The 20,062-nt window shown below is 62.4% G+C and carries 16 protein-coding genes; 8 read left to right on the top strand and 8 right to left on the bottom strand.

Going from position 1 to position 20,062, the window contains the following annotated elements; translation table 11 throughout:
• Positions 1-6 precede the first annotated feature (6 nt).
• Positions 7-837 carry an NAD(+) diphosphatase gene (nudC, locus tag QRN70_RS02655; protein WP_285415671.1) on the top strand — a complete coding sequence of 277 codons (831 nt, stop codon included), beginning with the start codon at positions 7-9 and terminating at the stop codon, positions 835-837.
• Here the strand turns inward: nudC and QRN70_RS02650 are convergent.
• Positions 805-1,584 (bottom strand): TSUP family transporter, encoded by a 780-nt coding sequence (locus QRN70_RS02650; RefSeq protein ID WP_285415670.1) that lies wholly within the window; start codon positions 1,582-1,584, stop codon positions 805-807. The two genes, nudC and QRN70_RS02650, sit on opposite strands and share 33 nt — an antisense overlap.
• Positions 1,585-1,941: 357 nt before the next feature.
• Between QRN70_RS02650 and sfnG the strand changes: the two genes are divergently transcribed.
• Entirely contained in the window at positions 1,942-3,024 is a 1,083-nt protein-coding gene (gene sfnG / locus QRN70_RS02645; protein WP_285415669.1) for a dimethylsulfone monooxygenase SfnG, read from the top strand.
• Positions 3,025-3,102: 78 nt separating this feature from the next.
• Here sfnG and QRN70_RS02640 read toward each other — a convergent pair whose 3' ends face one another.
• Positions 3,103-3,582, bottom strand: coding sequence for a nuclear transport factor 2 family protein (locus QRN70_RS02640; RefSeq protein WP_285415668.1), 480 nt, complete (start codon positions 3,580-3,582; stop codon positions 3,103-3,105).
• 56 nt (positions 3,583-3,638) lie between these two features.
• Entirely contained in the window at positions 3,639-4,202 is a 564-nt protein-coding gene (locus QRN70_RS02635) for a TetR/AcrR family transcriptional regulator (RefSeq protein WP_285415667.1), read from the bottom strand.
• 248 nt (positions 4,203-4,450) lie between these two features.
• On the opposite strand from QRN70_RS02635, the gene pssA reads away from it, so the two are divergent.
• Positions 4,451-5,794, top strand: a complete 1,344-nt coding sequence (gene pssA / locus QRN70_RS02630) for a CDP-diacylglycerol--serine O-phosphatidyltransferase (RefSeq protein WP_285415666.1) — start codon at positions 4,451-4,453, stop codon at positions 5,792-5,794.
• A 276-nt stretch (positions 5,795-6,070) separates the two neighbouring features.
• On the opposite strand, the gene efeO (QRN70_RS02625) is transcribed toward pssA, so the two are convergent.
• From efeO (QRN70_RS02625) to efeU, 4 genes are read right to left on the bottom strand one after another with little or no spacing between them, the layout of a single operon-like run.
• The gene (efeO, locus tag QRN70_RS02625) at positions 6,071-6,895 is read right to left on the bottom strand and encodes an iron uptake system protein EfeO (RefSeq protein WP_285415665.1); all 825 of its coding nucleotides are present in this window, start codon (positions 6,893-6,895) and stop codon (positions 6,071-6,073) included.
• A gap of 34 nt (positions 6,896-6,929) precedes the next feature.
• Positions 6,930-8,228, bottom strand: a complete 1,299-nt coding sequence (gene efeB, locus QRN70_RS02620) for an iron uptake transporter deferrochelatase/peroxidase subunit (RefSeq protein WP_285415664.1) — start codon at positions 8,226-8,228, stop codon at positions 6,930-6,932.
• Between the two features lie 17 nt (positions 8,229-8,245).
• Entirely contained in the window at positions 8,246-9,445 is a 1,200-nt protein-coding gene (gene efeO / locus QRN70_RS02615) for an iron uptake system protein EfeO (RefSeq protein WP_285415663.1), read from the bottom strand.
• 8 nt (positions 9,446-9,453) lie between these two features.
• Entirely contained in the window at positions 9,454-10,299 is an 846-nt protein-coding gene (gene efeU, locus QRN70_RS02610; RefSeq protein ID WP_285415662.1) for an iron uptake transporter permease EfeU, read from the bottom strand.
• A 301-nt stretch (positions 10,300-10,600) separates the two neighbouring features.
• Between efeU and QRN70_RS02605 the strand changes: the two genes are divergently transcribed.
• On the top strand, positions 10,601-11,656 hold the full coding sequence (locus QRN70_RS02605) for an AraC family transcriptional regulator (RefSeq protein WP_285415661.1): 1,056 nt from the start codon (positions 10,601-10,603) through the stop codon (positions 11,654-11,656).
• Here the strand turns inward: QRN70_RS02605 and QRN70_RS02600 are convergent, their stop codons facing one another.
• On the bottom strand, positions 11,657-14,719 hold the full coding sequence (locus QRN70_RS02600) for a dermonecrotic toxin domain-containing protein (protein WP_285415660.1): 3,063 nt from the start codon (positions 14,717-14,719) through the stop codon (positions 11,657-11,659).
• 424 nt (positions 14,720-15,143) lie between these two features.
• Between QRN70_RS02600 and QRN70_RS02595 the strand changes: the two genes are divergently transcribed.
• From QRN70_RS02595 to QRN70_RS02580, 4 genes are all read left to right on the top strand, one after another.
• Positions 15,144-16,808, top strand: a complete 1,665-nt coding sequence (locus tag QRN70_RS02595) for an AMP-binding protein (RefSeq protein WP_285415659.1) — start codon at positions 15,144-15,146, stop codon at positions 16,806-16,808.
• Positions 16,809-16,823: 15 nt separating this feature from the next.
• Positions 16,824-17,585, top strand: a complete 762-nt coding sequence (locus QRN70_RS02590) for an SDR family NAD(P)-dependent oxidoreductase (protein WP_285415658.1) — start codon at positions 16,824-16,826, stop codon at positions 17,583-17,585.
• 12 nt (positions 17,586-17,597) lie between these two features.
• Entirely contained in the window at positions 17,598-18,791 is a 1,194-nt protein-coding gene (locus tag QRN70_RS02585; protein WP_285415657.1) for an acetyl-CoA C-acyltransferase, read from the top strand.
• Between the two features lie 140 nt (positions 18,792-18,931).
• Positions 18,932-20,059 (top strand): acyl-CoA dehydrogenase, encoded by a 1,128-nt coding sequence (locus QRN70_RS02580; protein ID WP_285415656.1) that lies wholly within the window; start codon positions 18,932-18,934, stop codon positions 20,057-20,059.
• The last annotated feature ends 3 nt before the right edge of the window (positions 20,060-20,062 follow it).

Raw genomic sequence — 20,062 nt, 5'->3', positions numbered from 1 at the left:
GAAACCATGACAGCTCGCTGGACCACTGCAGTACTGGACACCGATCAACCCGGCGGCTGGGCCGTGGCGCGCAGCCCCGAAGGCTTTCTGTTCGATGACAACGGCGCGCTGTTCCCGCGTGAATGGCTCAAGCGCCAGGACTTGTCGATCCTCGCCGAGCACGGCATCGGCCATCTCGATGGCGAGCCGGTGTATCTGCTGGAATTGCACAGCTCCAGCGACGTGCCGGGTTGCAACTGGAAAGGCCTGCGGGCGTTCATGCTGGAGGGCGATCACACGCTCTACAAGGTGCTGGGCTATGCCGCACAGATCGGCACCTGGGCCCGCGAGCATCGTTACTGCGGCAATTGCGGCCAGGCCATGCGCCAGGTGCCGCGCGAGCGGGCGATGTATTGCCAGCCGTGCGACCTGCGCAGCTATCCGCGCATTTCGCCGAGCATGATCGTGCTGGTCACCCGTGGCGACGAGGTGCTTCTGGCGCGCTCACCGCGTTTCGTCAGCGGTGTCTACAGCACGCTGGCCGGGTTCGCCGAGCCGGGCGAATCGGCGGAGGATTGCCTGATTCGCGAAGTGCGCGAGGAGGTCAGTATCGAGGTGAAGAACATCCAGTACATGGGCAGCCAGTGCTGGCCGTTCCCGCATTCGATGATGCTGGGTTTCCACGCCGAGTACGCGGGCGGCGAGATCATCTGTCAGGAAGACGAGATCGAGGACGCCCAGTGGTTCAACGTGCACGCGCTGCCGCCGTTGCCGGCGTCGCGCTCGATTGCCCGTTACCTGATCGATGTCTACGTGGCGCGGCGCTTAGGCCACGCTGAACCAGTGCTGCCAGGCTAGGCGCACGGTCAATCCCAGGACCACGGTGATGAACACCGGACGAATGAACTTGGCGCCGCCGCTGATCGCGGTGCGCGCGCCAAAGAAGGCGCCGACCATCACCGACAGGCCCATGCTCAGGCCGATGATCCAGTCCACCTGACCGGAAAACACGAACACCGACAGCGCCGCAATGTTGCTGACGAAGTTCATGCTGCGCGCCACGCCGCTGGCCTTGACCAGGTCGATCGGGTAGAGCAGCAGGCTGCTGACCGTCCAGAACGCGCCCGTGCCGGGGCCCGCCACGCCGTCGTAGAAACCGAGGCTGAAGCCCTGGGTCGATTGCCATTTCTTCTTGATCGGCGCGTCGCTGTCCAGCGGCGCTTTTGGCGTGCCGCCGAACAACAGGTACAAGCCACAGGCAAACACGATCACCGGGAGCATCTTGTTCAGCCATTCGGCTGGCAGGTAATGGGCGACGATGGCACCGCTCAGGGCACCGACCAGCGTGCCGACAATCGCGTGCACCCACTGCCTCGGATGAAACAGCTTGCGCCGGTAGAAGGTAAAACTGGCGGTGGCCGAACCGAAGGTCGAACTGAGTTTGTTGGTGCCCAGCACCAGGTGCGGTGGCAGGCCGGCGGTGAGCAACGCCGGCGTGGTCAGCAGACCGCCACCGCCGGCGATGGCGTCGATGAATCCGGCAATGAAAGCGACGAGGGCCAGGATGGCCAGGGTGGTGAGGTCAACGCTGAGTTCGAAAGGCATGGAATCGGCTTATTTCGGCAGGGCGCAGAAGGGCTGCGGGGAAGGGCTGACATGTTACGCATTTCCAGATGTTGCGGCGACCCGTAAAGCCTCATCGCTGGCAAGCCAGCTGCCACTGGTTTTCGGTGCGTTCGCAAAATTTGTGTTCACTGGAGATCTCTGCAGGCGCTGCTTGCCAGCGTTGAGGCCAGCCCAGGCACCGCTTATTCAACTGTTGCCCACCCAACACCTCGACAACAAATCACCCTCCAGCAAGGCAGCAGCATCAGCCTTGAGCCCAATCAAACCGGGCCTTTGGGCGCTGGCACGCTTGCTGCTCTGAGCCATTGACCTTCCCAATGTCCCGAGGACACGCCAATGAGTCAGCAAGCCGTGAAATTCGCCTACTGGGTGCCGAACGTCAGTGGCGGCCTGGTGGTCAGCAAGATCGAACAGCGCACCGACTGGGGCATCGACTACAACCGCAGACTGGCGCAGCTCGCCGAGGACGCGGGGTTCGAATATGCCCTGACCCAGATCCGCTTCACCGCCGGTTATGGCGCCGAGTTCCAGCATGAATCGGTCGCGTTCAGTCACGCCCTGCTGGCCGCCACCCGCAAACTCAAGGTGATCGCGGCGATCCTGCCCGGCCCCTGGCAACCCGCGCTGGCGGCCAAACAATTGGCGACCATCGATCAACTCACCAACGGCCGGATCGCAGTAAACATCGTCAGCGGCTGGTTCAAGGGCGAGTTCCAGGCCATTGGCGAGCACTGGCTGGAACACGACGAGCGTTATCGCCGTTCCGAGGAATTCATTCGTTCGCTTCGCGGCATCTGGAGCCAGGACAACTTCACCTTTCGCGGCGACTTCTACCGTTTCGACAATTACACCCTCAAGCCGAAACCGCTGGGCCGGCCGGAAATCTTCCAGGGCGGCAGCTCACGCGCGGCACGGGACATGGCGGCGCGGGTATCGGACTGGTATTTCACCAACGGCAACAGCGTCGAAGGGATCAAGGCGCAGGTCGACGATATCCGCAGCAAGGCGGCGGCCAACCGGCACACGGTGAAAATCGGCGTCAACGCTTTTGTCATCGCCCGGGACACCGAGGAAGAGGCGCGGGCCGTGCTGGCGCAGATCATCGAGCAGGCCGATCCGCAAGCGGTGAATGCCTTCGGCGATGCCGCGAAACAGGCCGGCAAGGCGTCGCCGGAGGGTGAGGGCAACTGGGCGAAATCGACGTTCGAGGATCTGGTGCAGTACAACGACGGCTTCAAGACCAACCTGATCGGTACGCCGCAGCAGATTGCCGAACGCATCGTCGCGTTGAAAGCGGTGGGCGTGGATCTGGTGCTGGCGGGGTTCCTGCATTTCCAGGAAGAGGTGGAGTACTTCGGCAAGCGCGTGCTGCCGTTGGTGCGCGAGCTGGAGGCCGAAAAGACGGCCGCCGTCGCTTGACCACCACTAAACCCCGTAGGCGCTGCCGAGGCGGCTCCTACAGGGTCATGTGGATCACAAATCCCACGGATTCTGCATTTACAGACCGAGTTCGGACAGCCCCGGGTGATCATCCGGGCGCCGGCCCAGTGGCCAGTGGAATTTGCGTTCGCTTTCCTGGATCGGCATGTCGTTGATGCAGGCGTAGCGCTGGAACATCAGGCCGTTTTCATCGAACTCCCAGTTTTCGTTGCCGTAGGAGCGGAACCAGTTTCCCGAATCGTCGTGCCATTCGTAGGCGTAGCGCACGGCGATGCGGGTGTCGGAATAGGCCCAGAGTTCTTTGATCAGACGGTAATCCAGTTCCTTGGCCCATTTGCGGGTCAGGAAGGCCTTGGCTTCCTCGCGGTTGTTGGCGAATTCGGCGCGGTTGCGCCATTTGGTGTCGAGGGTGTAGGCCAACGACACGCGCTGCGGGTCGCGGGAATTCCAGCCGTCTTCGGCCAGACGGACTTTTTCAATGGCCGATTCACGGTTGAAGGGTGGCAATGGCGGACGAACTTCGGCGGCAACAGACATGTTTTGTCTCCCGGTCAAGTTAACGATTGAACAACGAGTCAGGCTTATTGAGGCGTTTACAGGTCCAATAACTTTCGCGCCATGCATTGCGCATTATCGGCGGCACTGTGATCACCCATCACAAGCGCTACGGTAATGGCACCATCGATCAGGATCAGCAGTTGCCTGGCGAGCAATTGCGGATCCTCGGCGCCATGTTCGGTACACAGCTCGCACACGTAGTCGAGCAGCTTCTGTTTGTGGTCTTTGGCGACCTGGCGTACCGGATCTTCCGGGTCGCCGGTTTCGCCGCTGGTATTGATGAAGGCACAGCCGCGGAAACCTTCCGAGGCGAACCACTCCTTGAGCACGGTAAACAGGTTCAGCAGACGTTCGGCCGGTGTTTCGGCCTGGTCTACCGCACTGCGATACCAGTTCATCCAGCGCACGTCGCGGCGCTGCAGGGCGGCGACTGTCAGCTCCTCCTTGCTGGCGAAGTAGCGGTAAATGCTTTTTCTGGAAACGCCGGCGGTTTTCACCAGAAGATCCATGCCGGTGGCGGCGATGCCACTTTTGTAGATCAACTTTTCGGTGACATCCAGAATGATGTCGCGGGTCGAGGTGTCAGTGATTTCGTTCATGTGGCGAACAGTAGAACGATCGTTCTCCTTGGTCAAGCAATTATTTTCTGAGTGTTCCCGCTTTCTGTGTGGGAACACAGCCGGGGACGCTCCGCGTCCGTTCCAGAGTTGGAATGCAGGGCGCCCCTGAGGCGTGCCCACGCAGAGCGTGGGCACGATCAGGCAAGTGATTACGGACACTCACAAGACCCGAACGAGTTGATGGTGTAAGCTCTCGGGTTCTTCGGATTCGACCCATTGCGAGCCCTATGCCGTTGCTTTTCAAACGCTCTCTGCTGCCCAAGCTGCGCAGCTTTCCGCTGACCGCCGAAGCCGTGACCATTCTGTCCGGCGCCGCCGAGTTCCGTCGTTGCCTGCTGGAAAAAATCGCCAGTGCGACCCAGCGCATCTACATCGTTGCGCTGTATTTGCAGCATGACGAGGCCGGTCAGGAAATCCTCGATGCCTTGCACGCCGCCAAACTCAAGCGCCCCGAGCTCGAGATTGCGGTGGTGGTCGACTGGCTGCGCGCGCAGCGCGGACTGATCGGTGCCGGCAAGCAGCCGGGCAACTCGGCGTGGTATCAGGAGATGACCCGCACGCACCAGAGCGAAGTGCCGATCTATGGCGTGCCGGTGCAGACTCGCGAGCTGTTCGGCGTGCTGCACTTGAAAGGCTTCGTCATCGACGATTGCGTGGTCTACAGCGGCGCCAGCCTGAACAACGTCTACCTGCACAAGTTCGACAAGTACCGCTTCGACCGCTATCACCTGCTCAACAGCCGGGAACTGGCAGACTCGATGCATCACCTGGTCAAGCACGGGCTGATCGAGTCCAAGGCCGTGCATCGTCTCGATTTGCCTAACCTGCCGACCACCCGCAGCCTGCGCAACGACATCGGCGACCTGCGCAGTCGGCTCAAATACGCGGCGTACGACACCAGTGCCGGCAGCATCGCGCACACGGGCCTGTCGGTCAGCCCGTTGCTGGGCGTGGGCAAGAACAACCCGTTGAACCGGGTGATTCTCGAGCTGATCGCCAGCGCCCAGAAGCAGCTGACCATCTGCACGCCGTACTTCAACCTACCGCTGGGCGTGATCCGCGAGATCAATCGGGCGCTGGCCCGTGGGGTGAAAATCGACATCGTGGTCGGCGACAAGACCGCCAACGATTTCTACATTCCGCCGAGCGAGCCGTTCAAGGTGATCGCGGCGCTGCCGTATCTGTATGAGATCAGCCTGCGCCGTTTCGCCAAGCGTCATCAGCGCAACATCGACAGCGGCCAGTTGAACCTGCACCTGTGGCGCGAGGGCGACAACAGCTACCACCTCAAGGGTATGTGGATCGATCAGCGCTACACCTTGCTGACCGGCAACAACCTCAATCCGCGTGCATTCCGCCTCGACCTGGAAAACGCGCTGCTGATCGATGATCCGCAAGGCGAGTGGCTGCAACCGCGGCAGCAGGAGTTGCAGAATATTTTTGCGCACACCACGCGGATCGCGCATTTCCAGGACCTGGAAACCTTGCCGAACTACCCGGCAGGAGTGGCCAAGTTCCTCAAGCGCGTCAGTCGGGTGCGGATCGAGCGCTTGCTCTACCGGATTCTCTAGCGCCGCTGAAAATGCCTTCGCTGGCAAGCCAGCTCCCACAATGTTCTCGGTCATTCACAAATAGTGTGTACACCAATAAACATTGTGGGAGCTGGCAAACCGGCTGCCACCCGTGTTCTCGATCATTCACAAATAGTGTGTACGCCAAAAAACAAGGTGGGAGCTGGCAAGCCAGCTCCCACCGCGTTCTCGATCATTCACGAATAGTGTGTACGCCAAAAAACACTGTGGGAGCTGGCTTGCCAGCGATGGGGTCTGCTCAGACGCTGAAAAAACTCAATTCAGCCCGAGCTTGCCCCGCAACGTGGACAGGTCTTCCGCCAGCGTATTGACCGGGCCGACCAGCGCCTTGCGGTCGTTATCCTTCACCTTGTCGTAGGTTTCGAAACCACCGTCCTTGGTCTTGTACTTGGCGAGGATCTTGTCGACGGTGGCGAAGTTCTTGTCGACTTTGGCAACGAACGCCTGGTCCTGCTTCTCGATCTGCGGACGGAACAGGTCGACGATTTTCTTCGCCCCGTCGATGTTGCCCTGGAAGTCGTAGAGGTCGGTGTGGCTGTAGCGGTCTTCCTCACCGGAAATCTTGGTGGCGGCGACTTCTTCCAGCAGCGCGGCGGCGCCGCCGACGACTTTCTCCGGCGGGAAGGTCAGGCCGGCCACGCGGGTCTGCAAGTCCTTGACGTCCTTGTTCAGACCGTCGGCCAAGGCGTCGAGGCCTTGCGTGCTTTTTTCCGAAAACAGCGAATATTCGATGCGGTGGAAACCGGTGAAGTCTTCAGCTTTGACGCCTTTTTCGTGGTCGTCGACGCGGGAGTCGATCGACGCATCGAGATCACTGAACAGCTCGGCAATCGGCTCGATCGACTCGTAGTACACGCGAGTCGGCGCGTAGAGCTTCTGCGCGGTGGCCAGGTCGCCTTTCTTCACCGCGTCGGTGAACTGCTGGGTGTGGCTGGCCAGTTGGTCCAGTTGCTCGGTGACGTAAATCTTGTAGTCCGACACCGGCCCCACCAGATCCAGCGGCGCGGTCGCGGCAAACGCGGCCAGCGGGGTGTTGAGCAAACCAAGGGTCAGCAATAACGCGAGTGGCGTCTTTTTCATGTGGGGCGGCTCCTGTTGCGATTTTTATGGTGGGTTATGCGCTGGTTTTCGCTTGTGTGGCCGCGAGCAGCGAGCGACCGATAAAATCCTGGTCGTCGGTGACCCCCGGCAGGGTGAAGAAGTACCCGCCGCCGACCGGCTTGAGGTATTCCTCCAGCGGCTCGCCGTTGAGGCGGGTCTGTACGGTGATGAAGCCTTTTTCCAGGTCGGCCTGGTAGCAGATGAACAGCAGGCCCATGTCGAGCTGGCCGTTCTTGTTGACGCCGTTGGAGTAGTTGAACGGCCGGCGCAGGATCAGGTTGGCCTGGCTGGCAGCGGTGCGCGGGTTGGCCAGGCGAATGTGCGCATCCAGCTTGGTCAGCTTGCCGTGCGGATCCTTGGCGTAATCCGGCACTTCGCTTTCATGGCTGGCGCCCATCGGCGCACCGGTGGTTTTCACCCGGCCGATGATGCTTTCCTGTTCCTGCAAGGGTGTACGGTCCCAGCGTTCGACGAAGTTGCGGATGATCCGTACCGCCTGATAACTGCCGTGCGCGGCCCACGCGGGTTCGTCGCTGCCCGGTTGTACCCAGACGATCTTGTCCATCACCTTGGCGTCGTTGGAGTCCGGGTTGGCCGAGCCATCGCGAAAGCCCAGGAAGTTACGCGCCGATTGGGCCGGCACGCCCGGTTTGGCCGGTGCCTGCGGCGGTACGCTGCCTTCCTGCTTCCAACGCACCAGCAGCAGGTCGGGCAGGTTTTTGACGATGTCGCGCAGGGCATGGATGTTGGTGTCGGCGGTGTTCGAGCAGAACTGCAGGCTCAGGTCGCCGTGGCAGCAATCGGCTTCCAGCGCATCGTTGGGAAAGCCGACCATGCGCACCAGACGCTTGGGTTTGGCGGCGGTCAGGCCAAAACGTTCGTCGAACAGCGACTCACCCACCGAGACGGTGATGGTCAGGTTGTCGGGTGTCACCACCGGGCCGAGGATGCCCGAGTCCGGCGGCGGCAGCTTGGGATCGATCTGCGCCACCGGGCCGCCCTGCATGAGGAAGGCGATGCGCTGGTTGAGGGTGCGGAACAGCCGTTCGAGGTCTTCGCGGTCGCTGGCCAGCACATCGAACGAAACCAGCATGCCCGCTGCCGGGCGCGGGGTGACGATGCCGGTCTGGTGCACGCCATGGAAGTCGTGGCGGTCTTCGGTCTTGTCGCTGCTCGGCGCTTCGGTGACTTGTGCGGCGGCGGCGGCCATCGCCGGGCAGCTCAGGGCCGAGCCGGCCAGCGCCACGCCGGCGGCGCCCATACCCAGCAAGACGCGGCGGCGTTGCAGGTTGAAGTGTTCGGAATCGTTCATCGCTATTCGTCTTCTGCTTACAGGCCGGAGAGGCCGAGGGCGGGATCAATGGCATCGAGGGCGTCGGCCAGGGCCTGGGCCTTGTCAGCGAGTTGCTGGCGTTGCGCGGCACTGACGCTGTCGTAGCTGGCGTAGCCGTCCTTGACCTTGAAGCTGTCCAGCGTGGTGTCGAAATCGGCCAGGGCGCTGTCGATTTTCGGCAGCAGGTCGGCAGCGGATTTGCTCAGCAGCGGACGCAGCAGCTCGACCACTTTGTGCGCGGTCTGCTGATTGGCGGCGAAACCGTTGAGGTCGCTGTGGCTGTAGCGTTCTTCTTCGCCGTTGACGGCGCGCACGTCGGCCAGGGTGTTGAGGTTGCGCACGACGATGCTCACCAGTTGCTCCGGCGGCAGCGACTGGGCCAGCAACTGCTGCTTGAGGCGGGTGGCATCGGCCAGCAGGCGTTCGGCGACCGGCGCCAGGCCATCGAGATTGCGTTGCTGGAACAGCGCGTATTCGACGCGGTGGAACCCGACAAAGCCCGGATCCTGTTCGCGTTTTTCGAAGTAGTCGGCGCGGGCATTGAGCGCGTTGTCCAGTTCGCCCAGGCGTTGCGCTGCCGGAGCCAGACGTTGATAGGCGGCGCGCGCCGGCAGATACAGCGCCTGGGCCTGAGCCAGGTCACCGCTGGCAATCGCCTGATTCAGCGCGGTGACGGCATTGATCAATGCGCTGCCCTGGCTGGCCAGATACACGCGAAACTCCGACAGCGGCCCGACGAACGCCACCATCGACGGCTTGGCCTTGGCGGCGGCTTCGGACGCGGCGGTTGGTGTCACGTGCAGGGTGCCGCGCGGGTTGCTCAGCAGGCCGCAGGTGATTGCGTAGTCACCCGGCTGCAGGTTGGCATTGATCACCTGGCTCAAGCCGGGGGCGATATTCTCGCGCTCTTCGACCACCAGCACGCCATCGAGAATTTCCCATTCCACCGCCCGCTCGGAGCGGTTGACGATACGGAAACTGGCGCGGCCGGCCGGGACAGTCAGCTCATTCGGCTCGCAGCTGTGCGGGTGGATGTTGACCACCACTTCGTCACGGTTGTGCTGGCGTTTGGCGGCTGCCAGTTGCGACGCGTAATAGAACAGGCCACCGGCGGCGATCATCACGACCACCGAACCGGCCACCGCCCAGCGCAAGGCGCGGGGAGGGGAGGCCTGAGGGGAATTAGGCTTTGACATGGATGCCCTTATTGGCTGGAAACGGAATTCGTTTGCGCGGCGGGTTTGGCGGCTGGGGCCGGGAGGAAAAACATCACCAGCGCCACCACCAGATAGATCAGATAGGCGCCGAGGGTGCTCACGGTCGGCGCGTCCTGGTAGCCGAACATGCCGGCCAGTACCGAGCCCAGCGGGCCGTCCATCGGCAGCGTTGCACTGAAATCGAACAGCACGCCTTGCAGGTGATTCCACACCCCGGCTTCATGCAGCGCCTGTACCGAGTTGGCAAGAATCCCGGCGGCCACGACGAGGATGAACAGACCGGTCCAGCGGAAGAACGCCGACAGGTTCAGGCGCATGCTGCCGCTGTAGATCAGGAAGCCGACGACGATCGCCAGGATCAGGCCGAGCAGCGCCCCGAGGGGGGCCGCCGGGCCTTCGCTCTGCTGGAACACCGCGAGCAGGAAGAACACCGTTTCCAGGCCTTCACGGGCGACGGCGAAAAACACCATGGCGATCAGGGCGATGACCTGGTGCCTGGAAGCAGTCAGCGCCTGATCGAGGGAGGCTTGCAGCGAGTGCTTGATCGACCGCGCGACCTTGCGCATCCAGAACACCATCGAGCTGAGGATGCCCACGGCCACCAGGCCGACCACGCCCTCGAACAGTTCCTGCTGCTTCTGCGGGAACTCGGCGCTGACCAGCTCCAGGCCGCCGCCCACCAGCAGGGCCAGCGCCGCGGCGAGGAATACGCCGATCCACACCGCCGGCATCCACTGGCCGCGTCCGGTCTGTTGCAGGTAGCTGGCGATGATGCCAACGATCAGCGCGGCTTCAATGCCTTCGCGCAGCATGATCAGGAAGGGAACGAGCATTGGCTAACCACGAGTCAATTAGATAGGTGGCTAAGTTGTAACATAATGACACTCATTCTCACATGACATTCATTGACAAAAACCTGAACGCCAGCTGAACAGTCGCCAATTCAATCCTTCACACGTATGTCTTGGCACCCTTGCAGGCGCTGCCGAGTGCAACGAAGCTGCAATCTCTTACGCCGGTGAAACCATCCTCAAACGGCAGGCAACAGCCGACATCGACCCGGCCCTGTGGTGAATCCAGACAGCTGCGTTAAGATGCTCGCCACTCGAACTCGCACAGGATCTGCCGCGCTCCATGTCGGAAAAAGACACCATCGCCATTCAACTGGTGCGTGAGGCGCTGCTGCAGAGTTGTGCCAGCGGCGCGGCCACCGCAGAGGTCTTGAGCAAGGTCGGGATTGATCCGGCGTTGCTCGACAGCGACGATGCGCGCGTCCCGGCCAGCCAGTACGCGCGGTTGTGGCGCCTGCTGGCGCGGCGCGGCGATGACGAGTTCTTTGGCATGGACCCGCGCAAGCTGAAATCCGGCAGCCTGGAATTTCTCTGCCGCAGCGCCATGGCCCAGCCGACGCTCGCCGCCGGCCTGAGCACGGGCCTGGACTTCCTGTCGCTGATGCTCGAGCGGATGCCGGCGCAACTGCTGCACCAGCAGAGCCTGGCGGAAATCGTCCTGCGCGAGGACGATCCCGAGCCACGCCGCGCCTTCACCTACTTCACTTACTGGATGATCGTCCACGGCGTGGCCTGTTGGCTGGCCGGGCGGCGGATTCCGATCCTGGCCATCGAACTGCGCTGCCCGGAGCCGGCATTCTGCGACGATTACCGCGTGATGTTTTCAGAGAACCTGCGCTTTGGGCGCCCGCGCACGCGAATGATCTTCGCCGCCGAGGTGCTGGACCTGCCGATCAAGCGCAGTGCCGAAGAACTGCGGCGCTTTCTGGCCCAGGCGCCGGCCAATATTCTGGTGAAGTACCGCGACCCGGAAAGCCTTGCCAGCCGCATCAAGCAGGACCTGCGCCAGTTGCCCGCCGAGCAGTGGCCGGAAACCGAGGCCCAGGCGCAGCAGCTGTGCATGTCGGCCTCGACCCTGCGCCGCCGCCTGGCGGAAGAAGGGCAGACGTATCAGGGCCTCAAGGACAGCGTGCGCAAGGAACTGGCGATCACCTGGCTGGCCGAGCCCGCCATCAGTTTCAGCGAGATCGCCACGCGCCTGGGGTTTGCCGATGCCAGTTCGTTCTACAAGGCCTTTCGCAAGTGGTCGGGCTCCAACCCGGGGCATTACCGCAGCCTGATCCTCAGCCATTACGCCAATGACACGGCGGCCGGTCGCGCCCGCGGCATTCGCCCCTGATCAGAGCACGGTGACCCTGGTCAGCGCGGTGGTGCCGGTGCCGAACTTCGACGCCTTGACCCGCAGTTGCAACTGCTGCATATCGCCGCGCAGTACGTAGATGTGCTCTGAAAGCTTGGGACTGCGCAGTCTGTAAAGCTTCACCGTGCCTGGCGGGTACTGCGTCGGGTCGAGTTCCAGCACCGCGTGAATCTTGTTCGCCCGTGAGGCGGCGTTGTAGCGGTTCTTGCCGAACAGCGTCTCGGACAGCTTCTGCAGCGGCATCGAATCCGGCGCCAGGTCGGTGACATACAGGCCGACATTCCTGCGTTGTGGCCTGCCGTAGGCATCGTTGGGCGAGTAATCGATGAAGGCGCCGCCCTGAGCATAGAACGTGCCCAGTTTGTCGCGGTTCACGTAATGAAACAGGCGCGTGGGCAAGGTGGTGACTTCCTCTTCCACCACGCTCGGAAACCCGTTGGCATCGGCCACTGCGCGACGTGCCGGGGCTGGCGCCTCGGCTTCGTCAGGCGCGTGCTTTCTTTTGCCGCCGCCTCTGAGGCGCAAGCGGGTATCGATCGCCCAGCGTCCCTGCTCATCTGCCAGCAGGAAGGGGCCGGGGCGGGTGATGTCATGGGGGTCAATGATCAGCACCTGACCTTCCTCGACGGACACCCGGAAAAACTGCTCGCCGACGCGCGCATGCCATTTGTCCTGATACCGGTACAGGCCCTTGTGCCGGCCTTGCGCAACGGGTTCGCCGGGATGCGCCGGCATCTGCACGGCGAACCCGTCCAGCACGGCCTGCTGGCCCGGGTTCAAGCGCTGCCGAGGCGTTGCCCAGGCATTATCGGTGGCGGCGAGATCGACCTGCGGGTGCAGCGCGACCGTCTGCCGCCGGCCCTCGATCAGGCGCACGGGCAGAGGGGCGGGCGGCGCATCATGCGCAATGGGTTTGAAGGCCTCGGGCTCAACGCCGAGTGGGGCGCGTGGAGCGCCAGGCGCAGACTCCGGCGACAGCCGGCCGGCATGCATGAGCACTGCGACCAGATTGAGCAGCAGGTCGGCGACGGCAAAGGATTTGTCGCTGCCGTCGCTGGCGCCAAGCGCTTCAAGGTCGCTTTTCAGGCTGGCCGCCAATATCACCAGCCAGCCGGCCATGGCTGCCGGCCCGGTCACCAGCGGCAACGCGGCTTCGAAGATCAGCCAGCCGAGTGTCTGGAAATTGGCCCAGCGATTTTCCGCATCGGACACCGATTGATGATCTGCCAGTTCAATCAGTGCCTGAGTGTTGGCCTCGAACAGGTGCTGAAAAACATCGTCTTGCAGGGGGGGCGCAAGGTGCATCTCCCAGCGGTGCACGATTTCGTTGGCCCCGAGCAGGCCGGTGCCCTTGACCACGGCGTGGTACCAGGGCGTCACACTGTGTTGAAGCGATTCGTCGGTTGCCAGGGCGTGTTGCAGATGGGCCCGCGACGCGTATTGCTGCAATGACGGCGTGTAGAACGGCCGGTACAGGACGACCGGTGCGTCAGGCTGGCCCAGCGCCTCGATGACAAACATGTTCAGCACCGGCCCCAGCCGCAGGTGCAGCGGTCGGATAGCCACCTGACGGTCGGCGAAAATGCTGGAGGCGTCCGTCAGCGCGACGATTGTCTGGTAACCGCTGTGATCGAAGCCGTGGCTGCCTTTCAATGCGCTCTCGAGTGCCTGCAGCGGCAACTGATTGCGCAGATGCAGGGCGAACAGCTTCTGGCGGCTGCGGGCCTCAGCACGGTTATCGCGTAGATGTTGTTGCAGGTACGCCGGATAGACGCGGCCGATATCCACTGCCTGGATCAACGCCTTGACGTTGTCCGCGGTCATCCATGCGGGCAAGTCCTGTTGATCGCGGCGGGCCACCTGCATATCGCCCCACGGCAGACCGGCAAGGTTTTCCAGGGCCGCATCGATCAGGCTGACGCGTTTTGTCTCGACATAACCGGAGCCGAAAATCACCCCGTGCGCAACCTTGATGTGCAGCTCGACCTGATCCGGATCGACCGGCTCCTGTTGCGCCTTGTCCATTTGCGTGACGAGCGCCTGATAGGTGAAGTCGCGAATCGATTGCAGATCACTGAAGTAGGTCGCGCCATCCCATTCGAAGTACGCCGCGGCCATGGCCGACAGGAAGTGCCGATAGGCACGCCGGTCGGTTGCGCTGGCCTGCTTCAACCATTGCGGCAGGTGCTGGTCGATACGTGCCGGCAAGGACGCTTGCGGCGCCTTGCCCGCGACTGATCGCAGCGGGTCGGTGAGCTGCTCGATCTGCTGCGCGGCGCTGTCGAACATCTCATCGATCGGGATCCACAGGTTTTCCAGATCGAGCATTTGCTGATCGATCAGCACCCGCGCCAGTTCATCGAAGACGTCCGCGTCCGGCTCGAAGCGCTCGCAGGCCAGGGCATCGATTTCCCAGCGACCTTGCAACTCTTCGGCAACCTTGTCGAAACATTCTGCCACTGTGGCGAACACCGTCAGCGCGCCGGACGGCTGACAGCAGACAATGGCTGCTGCTCGATTAAAGAACACCGCCGGATAAATAAGTGAAGTATCGCCGCTGTCGTTGTTTATTGTGACTTTCAATAACCAGGCGCGGCTGCGCAGTGGTTGGTTGATCTGTTCGTGGTTGGTTATTCCGGCTCGATTGACCACTTGTACCAATGAAACATACAGCTCGGGATCTGACTGATATAAGTCCTCATTGATATTGGTGGCGCAGGCATCTTTGAGTGTTTCGGCAAACCATTGCCAGCGACTCATGCCGTTATCGGCGTCCTCTTGCCAATATTCCAGCAATGCCGTTTGCAATGCCTGCACCAGGGTCTGGGCGAGGGCGTCGAGTGTCTGCTCGACTCTCGCTGTTTCAAGCTGCAATGATTGCGCGGCCTGGCCCGGGCGCAGCACGCTAAGGCCAAGGCCGGCGGGCGTCAACGCGAGATTGCGGCCTTGGCTGAATGCCGATAGAAACTCATCCAGCAACGGGCTCTGCTGTGGTGCCGAATCGGCCAGTGGATGAGTGATAACGATTTGTTCTACCGGCACTGATTGATCAGTCAGCCCATTGTCCAGCGCGTGTTGAAGTTGTGTTCTGGCAACGCTGCGCAGTGTCGGGCGATCAGCAAACTGTTTGCTGATCGATTGTTGGAAGATGAACGCTTGGGTGTCGAACTTGTTTGTATTGGGCAACATGCTGCCTCCCTGGCAGGATCGGTTTTAAAGTGCTGAACATTGGAGTTGATTAATGCTGCGGCAAACTAACAAGGCAAGTTCTTATTGGCTACATTGGTTAATTATCAAGATGTGATTCGCAGATGGCTTTGATGCAACCGCAGTCCGCTTGTTCTTGGCCAAACCAGTCATCCACATTGAAAGCTTTGACCATTGCCGCAGCCCCCGTGCGGAGCGAGTATCCCTGTGTTGTTTACGGTTCCCCCAACCTAATAAGAAACACAGAGGGATTCTGGCAATGCGCGATTACTTGTCTGCTACCACCCAGTTCAACTATCAGCACACCGTGGACGCCGCACTCAGCGGCTCACTGGAGGCGCTGAACGCCTGCGTCGAATGTTGTGACCGCCATGCCTTGCCCGGGCGCATCGCGCTGTTCTGGGAAGGTCGCGACGGCAGCAGTGCGACGTACACCTTCAGCGACCTGCAGGACAAGGCCGCGCGCTTCGCCAATTTCCTGCTCGCCCAGGGCGTGCAGAAGGGTGACCGGGTTGCCGGCCTGCTGCCGCGCAATATCGAATTGCTGATCACGGTGTTCGCCACCTGGCGCATCGGCGCGGTGTATCAACCGCTGTTCACCGCGTTCGGGCCCAAGGCTCTTGAGCATCGACTGCACAGTTCCGGCGCCAAAGTGGTGGTGACCGACGCGGTCAACCGGGCGAAACTCAGCGAAGTCGCCGACTGCCCGACCGTGGTCACCGTCGGCGGCGCCAAGGGCCAGGGCATCGTTCGCGGCGATTTCAGTTTCTGGGCCGAAGTGCCCAACCAGGCCAATGTCTGCGAACCGGTCATGCTCACCGGCGAAGACCCGTTCCTGCTGATGTTCACCTCGGGCACCACCGGGCCGTCGAAAGCGCTGGCGGTGCCGCTCAAGGCCATTGTCGCGTTCCAGAGCTACACCCGCGATGCCGTGGACCTGCGCCCGGAAGATGCGTTCTGGAACGTCGCCGATCCGGGCTGGGCCTACGGCATTTATTTCGGCGTCACCGGGCCGCTGGCGCTGGGGCATCCGATCACCTTCTACGATGGCCCGTTCACCCTCGAAAGCACTTGCCGCGTGATCAATAAATACGGCATCACAAATCTCACCGGCTCGCCGACGGCGTACCGCTTGCTGATTGCCGGCGGTGACGAATTCGCCAGATCGATCAAGGGCAAGCTGCGCATTGTCAGCAGCGCCGGCGAGCCGTTGAACCCGGAAGTGATCCGCTGGTTCGCCGATAACCTCGGCGTGGTCATTCACGACCATTACGGCCAGACCGAACTGGGCATGATCCTGTGCAACCACCACGGCCTCGACCACCCGATCCACCTCGGCGCCGCCGGTTTCGCCTCGCCGGGGCATCGCATCGTGGTGCTCGACGAACAGCACAATGAACTCGGCGTCGGCCAGCCCGGCATCCTCGCCATCGACCGTACGCAGTCGCCCATGTGCTGGTTCGCCGGTTATGCCGGGGCGCCGACCAAAGCCTTCGTCGGTGACTATTACCTGAGTGGCGACACCGTGGAGTGGAACCCGGACGGCAGCATCAGTTTCGTCGGCCGCAGCGATGACGTGATCACCACGTCCGGTTATCGGGTCGGCCCGTTCGACGTGGAAAGCGCCCTGATCGAACACCCGGCGGTCGTCGAGGCCGCGGTGGTCGGCAAACCCGATCCGGAGCGCACCGAACTGGTCAAGGCATTCGTCGTGCTCAACCCGCAATACCGCGCCGAACCCGCGCTGGCCGAGGAGCTGCGCCAGCACGTGCGCAAGCGTCTGGCCGCGCATTCGTATCCGCGGGAAATCGAATTTGTCAGCGAATTGCCCAAGACCCCAAGTGGCAAATTGCAGCGCTTTATCTTGCGCAACCAGGAAATCGCCAAGGCTCAAGAGGCCGCGGCGCACAACGTTTCAGCTTGAATCAGGAAGTCAGTCATGCAGATCGAGAACAAGGTTTTTATCGTCACCGGCGGCGCCTCCGGCCTCGGTGCAGCCACCGCTGAGGTGCTGGTTGAGGCCGGCGCCAAAGTGATGCTGGTGGACATGAATGCCGAAGCGGTCGCCGCCCAGGCCCAGCGCCTCGGTGCGCAGAGCGTGGTCGCCGACATCAGCAACGAAGCCGCCGCCGAAGCCGCCGTACAGGCGACCGTGGCAGCCTTTGGCAGCCTCAATGGCCTGGTCAATTGCGCGGGTATCGTCCGGGGCGAGAAGATCCTCGGCAAGAACGGTCCGCACGCCCTGGCCAGTTTCAGCCAGGTGATCAACGTCAACCTGATCGGCAGTTTCAACATGCTGCGCCTGGCGGCGGCAGCGATGGCCGAAGGCGAAGCCAACGCCGACGGCGAGCGCGGCGTGATCATCAACACCGCCTCGGTGGCGGCGTTCGACGGGCAGATCGGCCAGGCCGCGTATTCCGCGTCAAAAGGCGCAATTGCCAGCCTGACCCTGCCTGCCGCCCGTGAACTGGCGCGCTTCGGCATCCGTGTGATGACCATCGCCCCGGGTATCTTCGAAACGCCGATGATGGCCGGCATGACCGCCGAAGTGCGCGACTCCCTGGCCGCCGGCGTGCCATTCCCGCCGCGCCTGGGCAAACCGGCCGAATACGCCGCGCTGGTGCGGCATATCATTGAAAACAGCATGCTCAACGGCGAGGTAATCCGTCTCGACGGTGCCTTGCGCATGGCCGCCAAGTAAGGAGGATTTCCCATGACCATTGCCAACGATCCGATTGTCATCGTCAGCGCTGTCCGCACCCCGATGGGGGGCTTCCAGGGCGAGCTGAAAAGCCTCACCGCGCCGCAACTCGGCGCCGCTGCGATCAAGGCGGCGGTGGAACGGGCCGGTGTCGCCGCCGATGCCGTCGACGAAGTGCTGTTCGGTTGCGTACTGCCCGCCGGCCTCGGCCAGGCACCGGCACGCCAGGCGGCCCTGGGCGCCGGGCTGGACAAGTCGACCCGCTGCACCACCGTCAACAAGATGTGCGGTTCCGGCATGGAAACCACCATCCTCGCCCACGACATGCTACTGGCCGGCAGCGCCGACGTGGTGATCGCCGGTGGCATGGAAAGCATGTCCAACGCGCCATACCTGCTTGATCGCGCCCGCAGCGGCTACCGCATGGGCCATGGCCGGGTGCTCGATTCGATGTTCCTCGACGGCCTCGAAGACGCCTACGACAAGGGTCGCCTGATGGGCACCTTCGCCGAAGACTGCGCCGAAACCAACGGTTTCAGCCGCGAGGCGCAGGACGCCTTCGCCATCGCCTCGACCACCCGCGCCCAGCAGGCGATCAAGGACGGCAGTTTCAAGGCCGAGATCGTTCCGCTGACCGTGACCGTCGGCAAGGAACAAGTGCTGATCAGCAATGACGAGCAACCACCGAAAGCCAAGCTGGACAAGGTTGCCTCGTTGAAACCGGCCTTCCGCGAAGGCGGCAGCGTGACTGCGGCGAACTCCAGTTCGATCTCCGACGGCGCTGCCGCCCTGGTGCTGATGCGCCAGTCGCAAGCGCAGAAACAGGGGCTCAAACCACTGGCGGTGATTCACGGCCACGCAGCCTTCGCTGACACCCCGGGGCTGTTCCCGGTGGCGCCGATTGGCGCGATCAAGAAGCTGCTGAAGAAAACCGGCTGGGCGCTGAACGAGGTCGACCTGTTCGAGATCAACGAAGCGTTCGCCGTGGTGGCGATGGCGGCGATGACTCACCTGGAAATTCCCCACGACAAGCTCAACGTGCACGGCGGCGCCTGCGCGCTGGGCCATCCGATCGGCGCCTCGGGTGCGCGGATTCTGGTGACCTTGCTCTCGGCCCTGCGCCAGAAAAACCTGAAGCGTGGGATTGCGGCGATCTGTATCGGCGGCGGTGAAGCCACGGCGATGGCCGTGGAATGCGTCTATTGAAGCAAACGCCAATTCTAGTGGGCGCGAGCTTGCTCGCGAAGGCGTCGTGTCAGCCAGCATTCGAGTTGAATGACGCACCGCATTGGCGAGCAAGCTCGCTCCCACGGGATGTGTGAATGAACCTGAAGTAAGGACTCACCATGATTGCCAACGAAGACCAAACCCAGATCCGCGACATGGCCCGGCAGTTTGCCGAGGAACGGCTGAAACCGTTCGCCGCCGAGTGGGATCGCGAACACCGCTTTCCCAAGGAAGCCATCGGCGAAATGGCCGAGCTGGGCTTCTTCGGCATGCTGGTGCCGGAGCAGTGGGGCGGTTGTGACACCGGCTACCTGGCCTATGCCATGGCCCTGGAAGAAATCGCCGCCGGCGACGGTGCCTGCTCGACGATCATGAGCGTGCACAACTCGGTCGGTTGCGTGCCGATCCTCAAGTTCGGCAACGACGACCAGCGCGAACGCTTCCTCAAGCCGCTGGCCAGTGGGGCGATGCTTGGTGCGTTCGCCCTCACCGAACCGCAGGCCGGCTCCGACGCCAGCAGCCTGAAGACCCGCGCCCGGCTGGAGGGCGATCACTACGTGCTCAACGGCTGCAAGCAGTTCATCACCTCCGGGCAGAACGCCGGGATTGTGATCGTGTTTGCGGTAACCGATCCGAGTGCCGGCAAACGTGGGATCAGCGCGTTCATCGTGCCGACCGATTCACCGGGTTACACCGTCGCCCGGGTCGAAGACAAGCTCGGCCAGCACGCCTCGGACACCTGCCAGATCCTCTTCGAAGACGTCAAAGTGCCGGTGGCCAACCGCTTGGGCGAGGAGGGCGAGGGCTACAGGATCGCCCTGGCCAACCTCGAGGGCGGCCGCGTCGGCATCGCTTCGCAAGCAGTGGGCATGGCCCGTGCCGCGTTCGAAGCGGCGCGCGATTACGCCCGCGAACGTGACACGTTCGGCAAGCCGATCATCGAACATCAGGCCGTGGCATTCCGTTTGGCCGACATGGCGACGCAAATCGCCGTGGCCCGGCAAATGGTGCATTACGCCGCCGCACTGCGTGACAGCGGTCAGCCGGCCCTGGTCGAGGCGTCGATGGCCAAGCTGTTCGCCTCGGAAATGGCCGAGAAAGTCTGCTCGATGGCGTTGCAAACCCTCGGCGGATACGGTTACCTCAACGACTTCCCGCTGGAGCGGATCTACCGCGACGTGCGGGTCTGCCAGATCTACGAAGGCACCAGCGATATTCAGCGCATGGTCATTTCGCGCAATCTTTGAGAA

Origin of the sequence: Pseudomonas sp. efr-133-TYG-5 (assembly GCF_030209175.1) — a bacterium.
Classification (GTDB): domain Bacteria; phylum Pseudomonadota; class Gammaproteobacteria; order Pseudomonadales; family Pseudomonadaceae; genus Aquipseudomonas.
This window is presented reverse-complemented; position numbering and strand designations above follow the sequence as displayed.